This is a genomic window from Sphingomonas antarctica, from assembly GCF_965137005.1.
Taxonomy (GTDB): domain Bacteria; phylum Pseudomonadota; class Alphaproteobacteria; order Sphingomonadales; family Sphingomonadaceae; genus Sphingomonas_O; species Sphingomonas_O antarctica.
This window is the reverse complement of sequence record NZ_CBCRXM010000001.1, coordinates 244,493-260,173: the sequence shown is the minus strand read 5'-3', so window position 1 is coordinate 260,173 and position 15,681 is coordinate 244,493. Positions and strand designations below refer to the sequence as shown.

15 protein-coding genes are annotated in these 15,681 nt (G+C 65.3%); 8 read left to right on the top strand and 7 right to left on the bottom strand.

Annotated features, from left to right (window positions below; genetic code table 11):
- Positions 1-29: 29 nt before the first annotated feature.
- On the bottom strand, positions 30-884 hold the full coding sequence (locus ACM9ME_RS01380) for an oxygenase MpaB family protein (RefSeq protein WP_415641612.1): 855 nt from the start codon (positions 882-884) through the stop codon (positions 30-32).
- Between the two features lie 135 nt (positions 885-1,019).
- Positions 1,020-2,045 carry a TniQ family protein gene (locus tag ACM9ME_RS01375; protein ID WP_415641611.1) on the bottom strand — a complete coding sequence of 342 codons (1,026 nt, stop codon included), beginning with the start codon at positions 2,043-2,045 and terminating at the stop codon, positions 1,020-1,022.
- Between the two features lie 139 nt (positions 2,046-2,184).
- Between ACM9ME_RS01375 and ACM9ME_RS01370 the strand changes: the two genes are divergently transcribed.
- The gene (locus ACM9ME_RS01370; RefSeq protein ID WP_415641610.1) at positions 2,185-3,081 is read left to right on the top strand and encodes an ROK family protein; all 897 of its coding nucleotides are present in this window, start codon (positions 2,185-2,187) and stop codon (positions 3,079-3,081) included.
- A gap of 35 nt (positions 3,082-3,116) precedes the next feature.
- A complete protein-coding gene (locus tag ACM9ME_RS01365; RefSeq protein ID WP_415641609.1) occupies positions 3,117-3,269 on the top strand; it encodes a hypothetical protein in 153 nt (50 codons plus the stop codon).
- Between the two features lie 273 nt (positions 3,270-3,542).
- On the opposite strand, the gene ACM9ME_RS01360 is transcribed toward ACM9ME_RS01365, so the two are convergent.
- The 3 genes from ACM9ME_RS01360 to ACM9ME_RS01350 all read right to left on the bottom strand — a co-directional run bounded on the left by ACM9ME_RS01360 (position 3,543) and on the right by ACM9ME_RS01350 (position 5,104).
- Positions 3,543-4,106 (bottom strand): RES family NAD+ phosphorylase, encoded by a 564-nt coding sequence (locus tag ACM9ME_RS01360; protein WP_415641608.1) that lies wholly within the window; start codon positions 4,104-4,106, stop codon positions 3,543-3,545.
- A gap of 4 nt (positions 4,107-4,110) precedes the next feature.
- Positions 4,111-4,599 (bottom strand): hypothetical protein, encoded by a 489-nt coding sequence (locus tag ACM9ME_RS01355; RefSeq protein ID WP_415641607.1) that lies wholly within the window; start codon positions 4,597-4,599, stop codon positions 4,111-4,113.
- A 202-nt stretch (positions 4,600-4,801) separates the two neighbouring features.
- The gene (locus tag ACM9ME_RS01350; RefSeq protein WP_415641606.1) at positions 4,802-5,104 is read right to left on the bottom strand and encodes a DUF6471 domain-containing protein; all 303 of its coding nucleotides are present in this window, start codon (positions 5,102-5,104) and stop codon (positions 4,802-4,804) included.
- Positions 5,105-5,435: 331 nt separating this feature from the next.
- Here ACM9ME_RS01350 and ACM9ME_RS01345 point away from each other — a divergent pair, with 331 nt between their 5' ends.
- From ACM9ME_RS01345 to ACM9ME_RS01320, 6 genes are all read left to right on the top strand, one after another.
- Positions 5,436-5,792: a hypothetical protein gene (locus tag ACM9ME_RS01345; protein ID WP_415641605.1), complete on the top strand. Its 357-nt coding sequence runs from the start codon at positions 5,436-5,438 to the stop codon at positions 5,790-5,792.
- 372 nt (positions 5,793-6,164) lie between these two features.
- Positions 6,165-6,488: a hypothetical protein gene (locus ACM9ME_RS01340; protein ID WP_415641604.1), complete on the top strand. Its 324-nt coding sequence runs from the start codon at positions 6,165-6,167 to the stop codon at positions 6,486-6,488.
- Position 6,489: 1 nt separating this feature from the next.
- The gene (locus ACM9ME_RS01335; protein WP_415641603.1) at positions 6,490-7,290 is read left to right on the top strand and encodes a TnsA endonuclease N-terminal domain-containing protein; all 801 of its coding nucleotides are present in this window, start codon (positions 6,490-6,492) and stop codon (positions 7,288-7,290) included.
- 3 nt (positions 7,291-7,293) lie between these two features.
- Positions 7,294-9,522: a hypothetical protein gene (locus ACM9ME_RS01330; protein WP_415641602.1), complete on the top strand. Its 2,229-nt coding sequence runs from the start codon at positions 7,294-7,296 to the stop codon at positions 9,520-9,522.
- Position 9,523: 1 nt separating this feature from the next.
- Positions 9,524-11,368: an ATP-binding protein gene (locus tag ACM9ME_RS01325; protein ID WP_415641601.1), complete on the top strand. Its 1,845-nt coding sequence runs from the start codon at positions 9,524-9,526 to the stop codon at positions 11,366-11,368.
- 8 nt (positions 11,369-11,376) lie between these two features.
- A complete protein-coding gene (locus ACM9ME_RS01320) occupies positions 11,377-12,729 on the top strand; it encodes a TnsD family Tn7-like transposition protein (RefSeq protein WP_415641755.1) in 1,353 nt (450 codons plus the stop codon).
- Here the strand turns inward: ACM9ME_RS01320 and ACM9ME_RS01315 are convergent.
- Entirely contained in the window at positions 12,662-13,603 is a 942-nt protein-coding gene (locus tag ACM9ME_RS01315; RefSeq protein WP_415641600.1) for a hypothetical protein, read from the bottom strand. The two genes, ACM9ME_RS01320 and ACM9ME_RS01315, sit on opposite strands and share 68 nt — an antisense overlap.
- A gap of 246 nt (positions 13,604-13,849) precedes the next feature.
- On the bottom strand, positions 13,850-15,673 hold the full coding sequence (glmS, locus tag ACM9ME_RS01310; RefSeq protein WP_415641599.1) for a glutamine--fructose-6-phosphate transaminase (isomerizing): 1,824 nt from the start codon (positions 15,671-15,673) through the stop codon (positions 13,850-13,852).
- Positions 15,674-15,681 lie beyond the last annotated feature (8 nt).

Here is a 15,681-nt window from a genome sequence, read left to right as displayed (position 1 = left end):
TTCGTCCGGGTGGTAACGCCGAGTGCGGCTCAGGCAAAGGCCCAGCGCAACGTCTTTGCAAATCCTGTGGCGCTGGCGCGGACCAGCGGACGTGTGATCGCCGGATTGGCAAAACCGTGCGTGTCGCGTGCCCAAGGTGGCAGCAGGTCGATCGCAGCGGCAAATGCCATCGCCTGAACCGGCGCCAGGCTGGGGCGCGACGCTGGTCGTTCGATAAGGAAGCGGGCGACTTCGCGGCTACGATCGTCGGCACGAAGGTGCGGGCGTTGCTGTTCGACATACAGCCGCGCCGCGGCATGGGTTTCAGGAACCGGATCGGCACCGAGCGCGCGGCCGACGCGCCCGGCCTGAACGAAATAGGCGTCACGCTCGGCGAGGGGCATGGCGGGGTCGCCATAGCGCAGCCACGCTTCAAGGAAGCACAGGCTCTCGGTCGCGTGAACCCAGGCGAGCGCGGCCGGATCGACGGCGCGATACGCCGTACCGTCGGGAAGCGTGCCGGAGATTTTATCGTGAATACGGCGGACACGTGCAATCGACGCTTCCGCGGCGTCGCGCTGGCCATATGTCGTGACGGCGATGAAGCGCGCGGTACGGCGCAGCCGACCGAGCGTATCCTCGCGAAAATTGCTGTGATCCCACACGCCCGCAAGCACCGCAGGGTGGAGCATCTGCATGAACAGCGACGCGACGCCGCCGATCATCATCGACATGACATCGCCGTGGACGCGCCAAATTGCGCTGTCGGGCGGGAAGAGCGCATCTTGCGAGCGTTCTAACGACCCCTCGCCGCGTGACTGATCGTGAAAAGTCGCGCGGACGCGGCCGATCAGGAACGATTTTAGCTGTAAACTTCGAACATAGTTCTTCGAAAAAGCGGGCACCTCCCCTTCTACGCGAGCTTCCGTAGAACGGCTTCGCGAGGTTATAGTTTTACCTTCATGTCAGGAAAGGCTGGTGGTCGAAGGCGCCTAGCCTCGAACATTGTTCTAAGCCTTCGAACATAGTTTTGGATCGGGCTATGCACGGGCGGTCGCAGGCAGGTCCATGAACGGCTTCCCCGTCATCTTGTCGATTGCCGCCCAAAAGCGGGGCTCGACCGCCTCGATCCGATCTATCAGCATGGCGGCGATCAGCACCCTGTCCGAGCGGCCTATCCGTCTTGGATCCATTGCATGATCGAACCAGCCGTCGTCCCTGGCACCCGCACGTTCGATGCCCGGGATAACGGCCGTGACGCCCGATACAACCTTTTGAACTTCGGGCTGGAGCATTTCCCAGTTGATCCGGCTGCTCCGCTTGTAACCAAGGTCACGGAACAACTGTGCAAGTCCGGACGCCTTTTCGCGCGTCGCATTGGCGGGATATCCGCCGTTCAGTAAAGTCCGGGCACCGCAAGCCAGACCGAGTAGCGCCTCGCGATCGATCTGCATATTCGAAGCAGTTCCGATCGGGGCGTCGGGAGCGCAGTTCGCGCGGGTGGCCGGGGCCATCAACCTGTCCGCCGGGTGCGGCGTGATTGAACTGAAGCGCAGATCGCTACCGTGATCCGGACATAGCATCACGATGGCCAGTTGATGGACGCGCTTCCAATGGAGCTCCTGCTTACGCAGTTCCATCACGTCGAGACATTCGGGACAGAACTTGAGCCGACGTGGCGGCGAGAGCGGTTTGGCTTCCATCCCCGCCGCCTTGTCCGCGCGTCCGTGACGAGCCAAGGCCTCTCCGATTGCCTTCTCCTGCCGATCGTCTGGGAAGAATGCATAGTAGTATGGAAGGAGGGTGTGCCGCGTCACCAGTTCGCGCGCGTCGAGGTTGAGACCTAGAGGAAGTCGGCTAGCCATGGCGTCCAGAGCCGATGGTGCGCGGGCCGAGCCGTGACCGAACGGTGTCCCGAACAGGTCGAGATTAGCCGAACTGGATTCTATGTATCCCGTCATCACGCCATAACGAGCGACAATGCTGTAGAGCAGTTCGTCGTCATAGACTGTCGGGAAATGGGGCACCCTGGATAACGGTGCGGCGGTTGGCGAATCGGTGATCATCTGTGATGATGATTGGCCATCTTGCTTTACGTCAGGCTAACGCGACGGGCCGACGGCGTGATGCGCCATGTGAACCTTCGACGGCCGTACACTGCATTCGACACGGGGTGAGAAGTAGATTGTGAGCAGACTGTATGCCTTGATCGAGGCTGGTGGCACGAAGTTCGTCGTCGCCGTCGCTCGTTCCCGCGACGAGATCCTGCGTGTGGAGCGCATTCCAACGACGTCGCCAAGCACCACGCTAAGTCAGACGATAGCGTTCTTCCAGAATGCGGCCGCCGAGTTCGGCGCGTTCGACGCCGCTGGCATCGGCTGCTTCGGCCCGGTGGATCTTGACCCTCGCTCCGCAACGTGGGGCTGCATCACGTCGACGCCGAAGCCGGGATGGAACGGGGTCAACGTCGCGGGCGCGATCGGCGCGGCCCTTGGCTGTCCCGTCGGCTTTGACACCGACGTGAACGGCGCGGCGCTCGCCGAGGCCCGCTGGGGGGCATCGCAGGGAACGTCGGTCTCTACCTATGTGACCGTGGGCACGGGGATCGGGGGCGGAGTCGTCATCGAGGGTCAGCCGTTACACGGCGCCCGGCACCCTGAGATGGGTCACGTCCGTCCCGAGCGCCATCCGCGCGACCACGACTTCGCGGGCGTCTGCCCCTTTCATGGTGCCTGTCTCGAGGGGTTGGCGAGTGGCCCGGCGATCATGGCGCGCTGGGGAGCGACGCTGTCTGACTTGCCCGAAGACCATGAGGCGCATGAGATTGTCGCGTTCTACCTCGGCCAGCTTGTCGTCATGCAGCAGGCCATGCTGTCGCCGGATCGCATCGTGATCGGAGGTGGCGTGCTCGGCGCCAAGAGGCTGTTGCCACGGATTCGTTCGGCAGCGGCGATGCTGGCCAATGGGTATTTTGGTGTGGATCGCGCTGGCTATGACGTTCTGATCCGCTCACCTGAGCTGGGCGAAAGGTCCGGCTTGCTTGGCGGCCTCGTCCTCGCCGAAACCGCGCTGCTGGTCAAAGCCCCGTTGATCCCGGTATAACGCCGTGAGGTGATTGATGGTTCGATGGAGCGAAGATGATGGACAGCTCGAACGATGCGATTCCGGTCGTAGCGGGCGCAGTCACTGCTGCGCTTTCACCCGACGAACTTGATCCTGCAGATCTGACGGCGCTCCGTGAAGCGGTGGCTCCTCGGGAAGCACGCAATCTCGACTACCTTCTCGATTAGACAGGTTTCGATCAAGATCGCCCAAAGCCGCCAAGCAGTTCAGCGCCGAGAAGAAATACTCCTGACTGAGTCCGCACCGTAGCGCCGGTCGCGACGCACTGGCCTCGCTCAAGCCCGTTGAGCACGATCATTCGTCCATCGGGCCATCGTTGCCGGGAATCGGATCTGACCAGCCCTGCGATCCCGACGAGGCAGCGGCCTTCGTCCTCGATCGCACGCCAGTCGTGCAGCTCGCACTGGTGATCGTATCGGCTGGCGGTCGTCATCCCGCTCCTATGGCTCGACATAGTTCTTACCAAATCTGCCGGCTAGCTCGGCGCCGAGCTCTGGGGTGAGTGGCACGGCGAGGTCGCCGGTCCTGGCGATCGCGCCGGCCGCGTGGTCGAAGAGCGCGATGCATTGTCCGCCGTTGAATCGCGAGATGTAGGCGATCCCGTCGGCGGCGGTGTTCGCATGGATGTATGCGCTCAGTTTCCAGGTTGCGGCGTAGTTGTCGCCCAGGACGTCGGGGATCCGCAACCCGTGGGCGGACACCCCGGCGTCATCGAGGGGGTAGAGCCGCAGGGCCCTGGTGGTGACGATCTCGCTCCGGGCTCTGACAAGTACGTCGGTCGACAGCACGTCGGTCACGGTCGGCAAGCGCACGAGCGTCTCGCCGAAGGCGGTCTCCAGCTTGCGGGCGAGATAGAGCACCTTGAAGACGCCGTCCGGATCGTCGTAGCGCAACTCCGGTGCCGCTCCGGTCGGGCCGAAGTAGATCGGATCGTGGATGAGGCGGTGGATCCGATGCAGCACGGTGCCGGCCCGCAGACTGCGGGTTCGCAGGGGAAGCGTCACTGGCTTATGCCCAGCCGCGCGCGAGCCCGGTCAGCTGGAGGCGGACGTCCTCGCCCACGCCGCGGGACAGCAGGTCGAGGATGGAGGCCGGTCTCTCCCCGAATCCGTCGAGGGGCGCGACCAGGAGCTGGAGCTGCCCCCAGGGGTTCATATCGCCGAAGGCCGCGAGGATGGGCTTGATGCCGGCGACGACCGTGCCGTCCTTGAACTGCGCCGCCGGGAAGCGGATCTCGTTTCCATACGGCACGCCGAGGATTTGTCCGCGCTGCCGCTGCTTGTCGACGGCCGCCGGCGTGACGCCGAGTAGCTGCGCCACGTCGGCGCGCGCGAACATGCCGCCGCCCTTTTCGGCGACCTCGGCGCGGAAGTGGGCGGTTCGGGCCTTGGCCGCGCGCTCGGCCGCGAGGCGCTCTGGAGGCGCAGGCGCGAGGTCGCGGGGTGCCACGGCGAGCGCCTGGCCGGGATCGTTGCGCGCGCTGACGATCGCCTCCAACGTATCGTCGCTGGCGCTTGCGACCGCGACCGCGATCGCCGCCTGAAGGGCCGCGAGGGCGCGGCCACGCAGTCCGCTATTCTCATCGCGAGTGCGAGCGTGTGAGGCTAGAGATGCAACCATTGCTTGTCCTTTCTGTCCTTTATATGGGCCAAACGGACCAAGTAGACAAGATCGGTCTGCTTGCGAGCTTTTTAGCAGGCTAATTCGCGGTCGCTAGGTCGGTCAGCGCCTCGTCGAGATCGATCGACTTCGCGCCAAGAGCAGCCATCACCTGCAGGAGAAACGGAGCGCTGAAGCGCCCTCGGGTGAGCTTGTTGCGTAGGTTTGGCACGTTCTCGATCACGCCCATTCGTGCCAGCCGCTTGACCAGTTCCTCGTGGCTGACGCCGCTCCGAATGAGTTCGTTTCGAATTATCTGCTTCGCCTGAAGGTCAAAACCATAGCCCTTGAGGGTCTTGCGCCCGCGACGTGGTGCCACTTGGGCGCTGACGGTGGTGTCCATTACCATTTTCCTCTCTCCAAACGAGAACCAGTTCATCGCCCCTGATTGGTAATAGTGACCGCCTACGCGACGGAATACATACGCGGTGGCTCTTGGAGAGCCGGACGCGGTTGGGCGATGTCCACTTAAAACACCTAAATATTCTGCTCAAGCGTTTAGACGGTTGATCATCCAATCAACTCGGCTTATGTAGTCCGCGCGGACATGGACTACGGTGTCCGCGTAGTTTCACCGTTGACTCTGGGCCGGGTTGCGGCAATCAACGCAAAGTATGAGCAATGATGATTCGCACCCCGGCCCCGACGAGAGCGTAACGCTGAGGAGAAGTGACGTGCTGGCGAGGATCGCGACGTTGTCGGGGGAGCGTGCGACGCTTGTCGCCCGTGTCGACGAGATTGCGCGGGCGATCGAGGTCGAGACGGCACTGCTGCGGTATTTCCCTGGCGGCGACGCAGATGGAACGCCGCGCACGCGCACCATTCGCGCGATGTTGAAGGAGGTTCTGGCCGAAGCGGGGTCCCCGATTGGCATCCGGCAGATGATCGACGCGATGCAGGCGCGCTTCGGCGCGACCGTCGCCCGGACCAGCATATCGCCGATCCTGCGCAAGATGCTGGGTCGCGGTGAGGTCGAGCATGTCGGCGACAAGTGGCAGCTGGGCCAGGCCGGGCATCCGGAGGCGAGCTAGAACGAATACGGGGATCGTCCGCGCCAACGGACGACCCCCGCGAGCGGCGTGGTCCCAGGATCGCGCTTCAACCGTGCCTACCAGGGCGAACAGAGGAAGGAGAGCCGATGATGACCTGACATCCGACGCGATGAAGCGCCGGACACCTTTTACAGCCGCCATTCCAATCGCACGCCCCTCCCCTCGAGGTCAAGGGCGTAACCGCCGCGACGACGTCGCGGTGTGCGTGGACGCGCGTCTGTCGAAGGTCCGTCCGCCCCTTCTCGCATCACTCTGAACCGTCCCCGCCAGCGTGGTGGGGTATTTCGAGATCGGCTTCGCCCGGTGCGTCAAGCGCGCTGCGGGGTGTGGCCTCATGCGTGAAAGAGACCAATGAAGAACGACACCTACTTCGCCGGCGCCAAGCCGGCCATCGAGCGCGTCATGCGGAGCTTCGAGCGTAGCCGCCACCGCGTCGAATTCGAGATCGAGCCGCTGACCGGCATGGTCAGGGCAGTTCGTGCCAGCGAGCGTCCGCTCGTTGCCGCCCAGTTTGCCGGCGCGGGCGATAGCACGACGCGGTATCTCGATGAGGCGATCGAGCGGTGCGCCCGCATTGCGGACATGCGCCGGCGCATCCGTCGGGAGCAGAGCGCCGATCGCCGGGCACGTGCCAAGCTGGTGGCGATCACGCCCCGCACGTCGGGGGAGGTTTGACATGGCCCGTCGTCGCACCACGGAAAAGAGCATCGCGCGCATGCTGAAGCAGGGCCGCGGTCGCGGCCATGGCAAGGACTACAAGCCGTGGCTGACCGTCACCAGCTTCTCCTCGTCGGGCCGGGTGCACCGCCGTCTCGGCCAGACCACGGGTCGCGTCCAGCACCTGTTCTCGGACATGGAGGAGGATGTCTTCCTGAAGTTCGACGGTCGTCCCGACGTGCTCGACATCCGCGAGCAGTTTCCGCTGCACCGCGCGGAGACGATGGTGATCGCCGATCAGCTCGGAATCGCGCATCCCGCCGACCACGGCGTGGATGTCGTCATGACGTCGGACCTGCTCGTCGATCTGGCCGGAGGTCGCGGCGTTGCGCTCGCGGTCAAGTCGGCGAGCGAGCTCCGTAGGCGCCGCGTCATCGAGAAGCTCGCGATCGAGCGCGAATACTGGCGCCGCCGCGGGATCGCGTGGAAGGTCGTCACCGGCTGCTCGGTGTCGCGCGCCGAGCGCATCGGCGCGCAGGAGCGCGCCCAGTGGGCGCAGGTCGCGCGCCTGAAGTCGCCTAACGCGGTGGACTGGGACGAGTGCGCCGACGCCATGCTGGTCGAGCTGGCCGACGCTGCGTCGGGCACGCTCGTCGAGACCTGCCAGGCCGCCGAGCGCCTGCATGGATGGGCTCCGGGCACCGGCATGTCCGCCGTGCGCCGGCTGCTGGCCCGTGGGCTCGTGGTGCTGGACGGGGTCTCCCGGCTGACGCCGTTTGGTGCGGTCACCCAGCTGCGGCTGGCCGGCGGGGCGGTCTAAGCCATGCTCGCGCAGCACTCCGTCATCGACACCTTGGGCGCCTACGGTCGCCTGAAGGTGGTGTGGACCGATTGGTCGAAAGATGCGGTGTTCACCGTGGACGTGGACGACCCCACGTCCACGCCCGAGACGCATATCGGCGAGGAGTTGGAGCGCGAGGTTGTGGTCAACGGCTGGAAGGTGGAGGCGGGCCAGGCACCCGCCTTCATTCCTGACCACGTTTACATCGGCAGCGCCGAGGGGAACAAGCGGGCGAGGAAGCGCGCCGAGGCGCGGACGAAGCACCTCAAGCTGCGCGACGAGGCGTGGGCGATCGTCGAACCGCTGCTCGCCACGACCGACGTGTTTGACCGCAAGCACCGCGCAGAGCTTGTCGCTAGCGCGTCAACGGCTGCCATCGCGGCCGGAAAGCGCGGTGCCAGCGCCGCGACGATCAACAACAACCTGATGAAGGTCTTCCACGGCGGCATGGCGAAGGACGCTTTGCGCCCGAGTTACGAGGAGTGCGGCAATCCCGGCGACCCGCGGCCGGTCTGCGAGGGCGGCAAGAAGTCGGGGCCGGCGCCGAAGGACGGCAACCCGAGGGGCACGCCGGTCACCGAGGCCATGAAGAAGGTTTTCCGCGTTGGCTTCGATCTGCACGACGCCGTCGGCAAGGTGAAGCTGGTCGATGCCTTTCACCACTGCCTACGCGTCGGGTTCTGGGACGCGGTGCAGAAGCTCCGCCAGGAATTCGGCAAGAAGATCCCCGACGCAGCCTATGAGAGGCTCGGACTGCCGCGCTACGAGCAGTTCGTCTACCACTACCATCGCGAGCGGAAACGCTGGAAGGCTGAAATCAAGCGCCTCGGCAAGTCCGTATACGCGCGGCGCCATCGGCCGCTGCTCGGCAATTCGACCGACGAGGCGTGGGGCCCTGGCGCCCGCTACCAGATCGACGCGACGCAGATCGACGTCTACGCCCGTTCGCGGCGTAACCGCCGCAGGCTTGTGTGGCGGCCGACCCTCTATGTGGTCGTCGACGTCTGGACTCGCATGATCGTCGGCTTCGCCTTGTCGCTCGATCCCCCGTCGTGGATCGGCGCGATGACCGCGCTGGCCAACGCGATGACCAGCAAGGTCGAGTTCTGTGCGAAATACGGCGTCGAGATCGACGAGGAGGACTGGCCGACCCAGCACCTTTGCGCGATCCTTGAGGGCGACAATGGCGAGATGAAATCGTCCGGCGTCCTCGGCCTTATCTCGCAGTTCGGGGTGACCGTGGGCAATGTTACCGCCTATCGGCCCGATTGGAAGGGCATCGTCGAGCGCCGGTTCGGGTTGATCCACGCGATGCTGAAGCCGCACGTGCCCGGCTTCGTTCACGCTGACTTCCGTGAGCGTGGGGCAGAGGACTACCGCCTGGAAACGGCCTATGATTTGGACGAGCTGACGCGCGCGATCATCATCTGCGTCCTCCACTACAACAACCGCCATCGCATCGAGGACTACCCGCTCCTGCCCGAGATGATCGCGGACAAGGTGCCCGCGGTCCCCGCCGAGATGTGGCGTTGGGGCGTGGCCGCTCTTGGCCTGCCGCAGCGGGCGCACCCGGAAGCGGTGAAGTTCGCGCTGCTGGAGCAGGGCACGGCGGTTTGCCGTCGAACCGGGCTCTTCTTCAAGGGCGCCAGCTACTCGTTTGCCGACGCGGTCGACGACGGCTGGTTCGACAAGGTTTCCATGACGGGCCGCGGCTCGGTCCCGATCAGCTTCGACCGTCGCTTCACCGACGTCATCTACGTCCACGACGCGAGGGCGCCGTTCGGCTTCCGCGTGGCGGAGCTGACCGATAGCCGCTTCGGCGGAGCATCCTTCTGGGAGCTCGCCGACGAGCAGAAAGAGGCCAATGCGACGGCCGCCTGGGCCGACCTCCGGGAAACCGCGGAGGGTATCGTCGCCGACAAGGAACTGGATGACGACCGTCGACGTGCCCAGGCCGCCATGGCCCGGACTCCGCCCGCGCCGTCCGCCGCGGCCGAGACGTCAGGCATCCGCGAGGCGACCCGGGAGGAACGCGAGTTCGATATGGTCGAGCAGGTCTCTGAATATCATGCTGACATGTCGCCGCACGCAACCCCGGCACCTACCGTTCTCCCGTCGGCGTGTCCGGCGGCGGAAGCCGCCCAGGGGCGGCAGTCGAACGACAACCACGCGACGCCGTCCCTGGCGGATCGATTGAAGGGAAGGAACTGACATGCTCGACATCAACCTCCACGACGGCTTCAACGGCTGTGATCTGATCGCAGACCCGCTGGCACCGGCTATTTCCGTCGGCGGTGTTTCCAATGCCGCCGACGACCAGGTCGCCGCCGACGTTTCCAACGTGATGTCGGTCGCGGCAGCATCGACCGAGGCCTCGACGGTCGCAGTCGCGACGGCGGGCGCCCCCATGGCGACCGACGAGGTGCCCGCAGGCTGGCTGCCGGAGCTGTGGCGCAACCCGTTCACCCGTGTTTTGGGGCCGCCCCCGTCGTGGCTGGAGCTTTACGACATGCTGATCGTGAAACCGGAGCACGCCGAGTCGGAGCGCGGTCTGCCGCACACGCAACGTCGCTACGGCGGCCTGCGCGTGCTGGACGCGGTCTTTCCAAACGGGAACCACGTGGACCTCGCCGAGCGCGTTGGTATGATGATCAGGCAGGGCTACAAGGCGCGCGACCCCGCGCGCGGCATGCATCGGCCGGCGCTGCTGGCTAGCGCGGCGGCGATCCAGAGGCTCGCCACGGGCGCGTCTCCCGACGAGGTTCAGGCGTCCATGCCGGCCCTGACCCACAGCAACGCGCCCTGCTCCACTTTGATCGGCGACCCAGGCACCGGCAAGACGACAACCATCATGCGCACGCTTTCGAAGATCCCGCAGGTGGTGGAGCAGGTGTTGCCTTACGGTGTAATCAAGCAGGTGGTGTGGCTGAAGATCGAGTGCCCCTCGACGGGCGGTCGCAAGCAGCTCTGCATCGCGCTTCTCGCCGCGTTCGACAAGGTGCTGGGCACGCGCTACGCTGAGCGCTTCGGGGCGGAAGGCAAGCGCGTCGCCGGCGACGAGATGATGCTTTTCGTGCAGCACCTCGTCACGCTGCACGCGGTTGGCATCATCGTCATCGACGAGATCCAGCACGCGCGCCAGTCGAAGGAGGGCGTCAAGCCGCTGGTGAACTTCCTGGTGACGCTGGTGAACATGCTGGGCGTTCCCATCATGCTCATCGGCACCAACGAGGCGCGCCCGATCATTGACGGCGCGTTCCGCGAGGCGCGGCGCGCGTGCGGCCTTGGGCAGCCGAACTGGTCGCGCATGTCGCGTGGCCAGGAGTGGGACGACTGGCTCGAGCGGCTGTGGCCTTACCAGTGGACGGCGGTGCCGACGGCGCTGACGCCCGACATCAGCGAGGCGATCTACGACGAGAGCCAAGGAATCATCGACATCGCTGTGAAGCTCGTGCTGCTCGGCCAGCTCCGCACCATCAGCAGGGGCGAGGTATATGGCACTCCGGAGACCATGGACGCGGCCCTGTTCCGCTCTATCGCCAAGGACGAGCTCGGCCTCATCCAGCCGATGATGCAGGCGTTGCGCGAGAATCGGCCGGAGATGTTCGAACGGTGGGAGGATCTGGAGCCGCTCCACCAGCACGTCGAGCGCCTGCTGTGTCAGGAGACCGGCCGGACCCAGCGCGAGTTGCGTTACCTGCGCGACTTGCGCCAGCGCATCACGGATGCCGAGACGAAGGCCAAGGATGTGCCCTGGACCGCGTTGAAGGCCGGCCTCGTGCAGCGTGGCCACGCGCCGGAGGTGGTCGAGCGCGTGGTTGCGAACGCCTCGCTGACCGTGGCCGCCGACGATCTGCTCGGTATGATGGAGGCGGTCACCGACCTCCTCACCGCAGAGCCTGCGCCCCGACCGGAGAAGGTCAAGCGTCCGCCCTCGAAGAAGAAGGAGGTGCTGGCTGACGACATGCGCGCAATCGCCGCGTCGTCCGAGGATCCGGCTGCGGCGCTGGCGGCTGCCGGTATGCTCGCGACGCCGGACGAGATCCTGGCGTCGTGACGTTGGCCGTGTTCCCGGCTCCGATCGCGGGCGAGCTCCTCTACGGGGTGCTCGCCCGCCACGGTTTCCTAGCGGGATCGCCCAACGCCGCCGAGCACGCGACCGAGCTGTTTGGACGTCGCTCGGCGGTAGCGACCTTTGACCTGCCTTCGGGACTGGACGCGCTTGCGTCGAACCTGCCGGCGCTGTCCGGCTTGGATGGCGCGGGCTTGCTGAGGCACACGCTATTCCCGTTCTACGCTGCATTCCAGGACGAGGAGGCGCGGAGCGCAGCGGAGTTCGACATGCGGGCCAGCGACGCGTCCAGCGCACATCATAGGCTCGGCGTCGCCGCCTTTCGCATCCGCGCTGGCGTCGCGTTGCGCTTTTGCCCGGAGTGCGTTGTCGCACAGCGCGCGACGCACGGCTTCGCGACCTGGATGGTCGCTCATCAGCTTCCGGGCTTCCCGGTGTGCCCGGAGCACGGATGCTGGCTGCGGGACAGCATGGTCACAAGGTCATCGGCGGGCCGGCATGGTTACGTCGCTCCCGATGAGCGTAACTGTCCGGTCGATGGTGCATCGAGCCTTGACGTCGAGGTTCCCGACCTCCTGCTCGATCTGGCGCGCGCGGCGAACGCGATTACGACCGGCGCGATGCCCGCGCGACCGCTGTCGCATTGGCGCGACCACTACGTGACGCGGTTGGCGGGAGTGGCGCTGATGCGGTCGGCGCGAAAGGTCGATCAGTCGGGCTTGAACGAGAGTCTGGCGGCATACTGGGCTCCGGTGTTTCCGCACCTGCCGGCCGCTTGCGCCTTCTTCGGGGAGCGGGGCTGGGCGGCGGCCATGGTTCGAAGCCACCGCAAGGCCATGCATCCGTTGCTGCATTTGTTGATGGACGGTTTCCTTTCCCATCTCGAACGGGGTGGCACCGTCGTGGCCGGTTCGGAATTTGTGTCCGTCGGCGGCATGAGCTTGCCGCATTCCACGTCGGCCGTGAACCCGCGCACCGGACGCACGCCTCGCGCCGACTGGCCAGCGTTGGATGCAGCGCTTGCGCGGGAGGTGGAGCGCGAGGCGACGATCGTGGGGGCGCTCATTCCGCCCGTGCGAGCGACGCCGGCCGAAATCGAGCGGCGTGTGCGGAGGAGCGGCTGGTTCGGCAAGCGTCGCTCGAAGCGGCCCTTGGCCACGACTGCGCTCGCTGCCATCGAGGAACCTCTCGATGCTTTCAGGCGCCGCCGCGCAGCGCACTGGGCGGCGACGCTAGGGCCGGGCTGCAGGCCGTGGCAGGTGATGCGTCCTGCCGGCCTCAGGTCTGATCAGCTTCCGATGATTCGCGAGGTGATGGCGCAGGCGGCGGCGTCGGCCGCGCGCTGAGATCCGGCAGGATGCGCTGCGCGTGCAGTATCTTGGCTACGCTCACACCGGCGTCGGCGAGGTTGACCATCAGCTTGTTGCCGAGTTCGCGCAGGTCGATGTTGAGTGCCGGGGCGGCTGCTTCCATGTCGAACGGCGACCTTGTCGCCTCGCCGAGACTGAGCGTCCCGGCGTCGCCACCTCGCGAGCCTCTGCCTTTCGAGCGCTGCTCGTCCCCCAGCGGGTGCAACGCCTCGATGTTGATCCTGAGCACCAGGGGCGGCCCGTTCCCGTTACGCAGACTGCGAAACATCCGTTGCAGGTCGCGGTCGTGCCTGTCGAGGAAATCCACGACGGCGCTGGGCGGGATGTATGCCCGCTGGAGGGTCATGGCGACCGCCCACTTCAGCGCCGACGTGAGCGAGTAGCCGTAGTTGCGGCGCTCGCGCTGGATCCCGATTGGGCCGAACAGCCCCAGCTGCAGGAACGTCTTCATGCGGGCGTTGAATGGCCCCTCGCCCTCGTCGCGCACGCCCAGCGTGCGCATGAGCGCCGTCTTGAGCATTCCGTGCTTGATGCCGATCGGATCGTTCTCCACGACGAAGTCGTCGAGCACTTGTCCGTTCTCGAATGCGAAGACGTGGAAGTGGCCCGACGGCAGCGCGGTCCACCAGCTGCCGGCACAGGTCGGGTCGGCATTGGCCCGCTCGCGAAGTCGATCGCGAGTGAGCTGGAGGATCTGGCGTGATGTGAACCCGTCCGGACTGGTTGGCTCATCGGGCAGATCCGCCTCGATCTGCACCGTGGTGCCCAGCGGATCGGTGGTCGCCTTGCGCTTGGCGGGAATGTCCTTGACGCGCGCACGCGTCGTCGGCTCGAGGACGATGTCGTCCATAAGCTGCTCCTCTTGGATTGGTGTTTTGATTTAGGTGATCGCGACCATCCGCCCCGGCAGTGGCCGACGCGGATGGGTCGCTGTTTTTCCGCTCATCCTGCGGATTCGCAGGTGTTGTCACGCAGAACTATGTTCGAGATATCTGTTCGGCGCTATTTTCAGAAGTCAGTCAGCCTGCAAGACTATGTTCGAATTGGCAGAACTATGTTCGATCTTCACATTAGCGGATTAGCGGGCTGCATCGCGTCACTCGACCGTGACCGACTTGGCGAGATTGCGCGGCTGATCGACGTCGGTGCCCTTGGTCACGGCGACATGATAAGCGAGCAGCTGGATCGGCACCGCGTAAACCAAAGGCGCGATGAGCGGGTGCACGGTCGGCATCTCGATCGTCGCCATCGCGTCGCCGCCCGCTTCGGCAAGACCGGCAGCGTCCGAGATCAGCACCACCTTCGCACCGCGCGCCATCGCTTCGTGCATGTTGCTGACGGTCTTTTCGAACAACGGCCCGCCCGGCGCGATGACGATCAGCGGGACGGCTTCGTCGATCAGCGCGATCGGGCCGTGCTTCATTTCGCCCGAGGCATAGCCTTCGGCGTGGATGTAGCTGATTTCCTTCAACTTCAACGCGCCTTCGAGCGCCAGCGGGAAGTCGACGCCGCGGCCGAGATAAAGGACGTCACGTGCTGCCGCGATGATGTGCGCCATGGCCTCGATATTGCCATCGTGCGCCAGCGCGGCGTTGATCGCGGCGGGAGATTCTTCGAGGTGGCGGACGATTTCGCCCTCTGCCGCCGCGTCGAGCTTGCCCTTGGCGCGCGCGAGATTGACGCTGAGTGCGGCCATCACTGCGAGCTGGCAGGTGAACGCCTTAGTCGAGGCGACGCCGATTTCGGGGCCGGCATGGGTCGGCAGGAGCAGGTCGACTTCGCGCGCCATGCTGCTGGTCGGGACGTTGATAATGCCCGCCGTCGTGACTCCTGCCGCCTTCATGTGGCGCAGTGCCGCGAGCGTGTCGGCAGTCTCGCCCGACTGGCTGACGACCACGCCGAGCACGCCCGGCCCGAGCACCGGATCGCGGTAACGGAACTCGCTTGCGACATCGACGTCGACGGGCAGCCGCGCCATCTGTTCGATCCAGTATTTGCCGATCATACCGACATAGGATGCGGTACCGCACGCGACGATGACGACGCGCTCGATGGTCGACAGGTCGAACTCCATCTGCGGCAGCGCGACTTGTTGTTCGAGCGGTCGAAGGTACGAGCGTAACGTCTGAGCTACGACGATCGGCTGCTCGTAAATCTCTTTCATCATGAAATGCCGGTGATTGCCCTTGTCGATCGACAGGCTGGTCACGCCCGAGGCGACGATCTCGCGTTCGACAGGGTTGTTGTCCTTGTCAAAGATCCGCGCACCGGTGCTGGTGATGACGACCCAATCGCCTTCGTCGAGATAGCTGATGCGCTGAGTCAGCGGCGCGAGCGCGATGGCGTCCGAGCCGAGATAGGTTTCGCCCTCGCCATAGCCCACAACCAGCGGCGAGCCGAGGCGCGCGCCGATCAGCAGTTCGGGATGCTGGCGGAAAGCAACGGCGAGTGCGAAGGCGCCGCGCAGGCGTGGTAGCACGACCTTTACTGCATCCTCGGGCGACGCGCCGTTTTCGACCTGCTCGCTGATCAGATGGGCGACGACTTCGGTGTCGGTTTCGCTTTCGAACACGCGGCCACGCGCTTCAAGCTCCTCGCGCAGCGATTTGAAATTCTCGATGATGCCGTTGTGAACGAGGGCGACTTCGCCGGTGGCATGCGGATGCGCGTTCTTGGTGTTGGGCTTGCCATGCGTCGCCCAGCGCGTGTGGGCGATGCCGGTAGTGCCGGGCGCGGGATCTTCGGCGAGGACGCGGACAAGGTTCGCCAGCTTTCCTTCGGCGCGGCGGCGGATCAGCTGGCCGTGATCGACGGTGCAGACGCCCGCCGAATCATAGCCGCGATATTCCATCCGCTTGAGCCCATCGACCAGCCGGTCCTGAACCGGCGCGCTGCCGACGATGCCGATAATGCCGCACATGAAACTTG